Below are 3,062 nucleotides of genomic sequence, written 5' to 3'. Positions count from 1 at the left end.
CGACCTACTGGCCCGAGATCCAGCGCATCTGCGATCGTTACGGCATCCTGCTGGTGAGCGACGAGGTGGTCTGCGGCTTCGGCCGCACGGGCCAGTGGTGGGGCTGCGAGACCTTCGGCACGCGGCCGGACCTGATCACCTTCGCCAAGGGCGTGACCAGCGGCTACGTGCCCCTGGGCGGCGTGATGGTGGGCGAGCGCATCGCGCGCGTGCTGATCGAGCAGGGCGGCGAGTTCGAGCATGGCTACACGTACTCGGGCCACCCCGTGGCCTGCGCCGTCGGCCTGGCCAACCTGGACCTGATCGAGCGGCTCGAGCTGGTGGAGCACGTGCGCGAGGACACCGGCCCCTATCTCGCGCAGCAGCTCGCCGGTCTGCTGGAGCACCCGCTGGTGGGCGAGGTCCAGAGCTGCGGGCTGATGGCAGCCGTGCAGCTGTGCCGCAACGTGCCGCTGCGCGAGGCCTTCGCGCCCGAGATCGCGATCGGCATGGTGTGCCGCAAGCACTGCTTCGACAATGGCCTGGTGATGCGCGCCGTGGGCGACCGCATGATCGTCGCGCCGCCGCTGGTGATCACCCGGGCGCAGATCGACGAGATGTTCGTGCTGGTGCGGCAGGCGCTGGATCGAACGCTGGCGGAGGCAAGGGCGCAGGGGTGGGTGCCTCCAGCTTCCTGATTGCACGTGAAGCGCGCATGAAAAAGCCGGGTCGCACGTACCCGGTTCGCATGCAGGCTACGCCTCGGTAAGGCTAAGTCGCCGCACCACCGCCCCGAGCGTCGTGGCCTGCACCAGCAGGCTGAAGATGACCACCACGTACGTCACGCCGATGATCATGTCCCGGCCTTCGAAGGCGGGCAGGGACAGCGCCAGCGCAATCGAGATGCCCCCGCGCAGGCCGCCCCACGTCATGATCTTCACCGAATGCGGCGAGGCTTCCCGGAAGCGCCGCAGGACCGTCAGCGGGATCCCGACGCTCGCCAGGCGGGCGACCAGCACCACGGGAACGGCCGCGATGCCCAGCCAGACGTCACGCACGTTGAAGGCCAGCGCGATGACCTCCAGGCCGATGAGGCCGAACAGCACCAGGTTGAGCAGTTCGTCCAGCAGGTGCCAGAAGTCGTACAGGTGCTCCCGCGTCTTCTCGGTCATGTGCTTGGCCGCGCCGTGGTTGCCCAGCACCAGGCCCATGATGACGACCGCCAGCGGCGCCGACACGTGGAGCACCTCCGCCAGGCTGTAGCCGCCGGTGGCCATCGCCAGGCTGATGAGGATTTCCACCGCGTAGCTTTCCAGGTCGCGCAGCAGGAACGACGCGCCATACCCGACGGCCAGGCCCACCAGCACCCCGCCGACGACTTCCCGGGCGAGCGCCGTGGAAACCGCGGCCGCCGAGAACTCGGAGTGGCCCGCCGCCAGGCTGACCAGGGTCAGGAACGCCACGACCGCCGTCCCGTCGTTGAACAGGGCCTCGCCGGTGATCTTGCTTTCGACCGCGGGAGCCGCGCCCGCGCTCTTGAGGACGCTGAGCACGGCGATCGGGTCGGTGGGCGAAATCAGCGCGCCGAACGCCAGGCACCACAGGAGGCTGATGTCGAAGCCGAAGGTCCGGGCGACGAAGTAGAAGCCGACGCCGACCACGGCGGTGGAGATGAGCACGCCCACGGTGGCCAGCAGCAGCACGGCCAGCCGGTGCTTGCGCAGCTTGGCCAGGTCGACGTGCAGGGCGCCGGCGAACAGCAGCAGGCTCAGGAGCCCGTGGAAGACGACGTCCGTGAAGTCGATCTGCGCGGCCAGGGCCTGGGCCTTCCGCACGACCTGCACGTCCGGGAACAACGCCTCCACGCTGGTGGCGAGCACGGAGACGAGCAATCCCACGGCGGTGATGCCCAGGGTGTCCGGCAGGCGCACGAAGCGGTGGTTGAAGTAGCCGAAGATCGCCACCAGGGTGAAGAGCAGTCCGATGCCTTGGAAAACCGTCAAGTTGATGTCCTTTGTTTGAAAAACGTCCTGTGGCCCGCGCTTCAGCCCAGGCGAGGCCGGCACGGCCTTCAAGAGTAGCGCGAGGTCGACGCTAGGCCGGGCCTGCCAGGTAGGCGCGCGCCGCCTTGGCGAGCTTGGCGTCGAACGTCGCGAGCGGCGCCTGCAGGAAGCCAGCCAACCACAAATAGGCCGCGTCATAGGCCGAAAGTCCGTAGCGGAGCGCCAGGGCATATTGGGCCTGAACGTCCGCGCGGTGCAGTTCGATCTGCTGCTGCGCGTATCGCGCGAGCGCATCGCCGACCACGGAGCCGGGCCAGCCTGCGCGGCTCTTCTTGATGGCGACGCTTACGAACTCGGTATCGAGGAGGAACGGGGCGTGCAGCGACTTGCCGGCGATGATGCGCATGGCGTCGTCCCGCAAGTCCTCGGCGAAGAGGACGGCGCTGAGCACGCTGCAATCGACCACCATGGGTGGCCGGCCGAGAAATGCAGGCGGCGGTTCAGCGACATGCAGGACAGGACGGTTGGCGGCCTTCGCCATCACCGGCTGTCCCGGTCTGCACGGATGATATCGACGGCGAGCGGGCCGCCCTGAACCGGTTCCGGATGGCGGGCCCGCAATTCCGCATCGATCTCCTCGATGGTCCGCGTGCCCGTGCGCCAGCCTGCGTGCGGGCTGGTGGGCGCCCGTGCGGCACCGCTGCCCCCGTGAACGGCCTCTTGGTGAACGGCTTCGTGGATGATGGCCATCAGCTCGCCCTGCAGCGAGCGGTGGTTGCGCGCGGCCCGCTGCCGGAGCGCCTCTGCCAGCTCCTCGGGCACATCCTTGATGGAAAGGTTGGGCATGGGCGCCTCCCAGGTGGAGCCATTGTGGCGCTGGATTGGAGCCGCCGTCAAGCCGGGCATTCGTTGCGCCCAGTCAAACCAGCCCCGCCGCCACTGGCGCATGCTGGCCTCCTCTCGGCCCAGGAGGACGCATGGATCCCGTCAAGGCATGGCATGAGGAGCACGCCTATTTCGGCCGGCTGCTGGACGTGCTCCAGGAAGAGGTGGACACGCTCTACGCGGGGCAGGTGCCCA

The 3,062-nt window shown here is 68.5% G+C and carries 4 protein-coding genes; 1 reads left to right on the top strand and 3 read right to left on the bottom strand.

Translation table 11 applies throughout. From position 1 onward, the window contains the following. Positions 1 to 677: aminotransferase class III-fold pyridoxal phosphate-dependent enzyme (locus VFM98_RS20365; protein WP_325111720.1), on the top strand; the 677-nt coding region annotated here is incomplete at its 5' end. A 57-nt stretch (positions 678 to 734) separates the two neighbouring features. Here VFM98_RS20365 and VFM98_RS20360 read toward each other — a convergent pair. The 3 genes from VFM98_RS20360 to VFM98_RS20350 all read right to left on the bottom strand — a co-directional run bounded on the left by VFM98_RS20360 (position 735) and on the right by VFM98_RS20350 (position 2,828). Then, positions 735 to 1,982, bottom strand: coding sequence for a sodium:proton antiporter (locus VFM98_RS20360; protein ID WP_325111719.1), 1,248 nt, complete (start codon positions 1,980 to 1,982; stop codon positions 735 to 737). A 91-nt stretch (positions 1,983 to 2,073) separates the two neighbouring features. After that, entirely contained in the window at positions 2,074 to 2,523 is a 450-nt protein-coding gene (locus VFM98_RS20355; RefSeq protein WP_325111718.1) for a type II toxin-antitoxin system VapC family toxin, read from the bottom strand. Continuing rightward, entirely contained in the window at positions 2,523 to 2,828 is a 306-nt protein-coding gene (locus VFM98_RS20350) for a FitA-like ribbon-helix-helix domain-containing protein (RefSeq protein WP_325111717.1), read from the bottom strand. The genes VFM98_RS20355 and VFM98_RS20350 overlap by 1 nt, the downstream gene beginning before the upstream one ends. Positions 2,829 to 3,062: the final 234 nt, after the last annotated feature.

This window comes from Ramlibacter sp. (genome assembly GCF_035706265.1).
GTDB lineage: Bacteria > Pseudomonadota > Gammaproteobacteria > Burkholderiales > Burkholderiaceae_C > Ramlibacter.
This window is presented reverse-complemented; position numbering and strand designations above follow the sequence as displayed.

Excerpts from the sequence above, each read along its gene's own strand:
- VFM98_RS20355 (WP_325111718.1), bottom strand. The coding sequence starts at position 2,523 with ATGGCGAAGGCCGCCAACCGTCCTGTCCTGCATGTCGCTGAACCGCCG.
- VFM98_RS20350 (WP_325111717.1), bottom strand. The coding sequence starts at position 2,828 with ATGCCCAACCTTTCCATCAAGGATGTGCCCGAGGAGCTGGCAGAGGCG.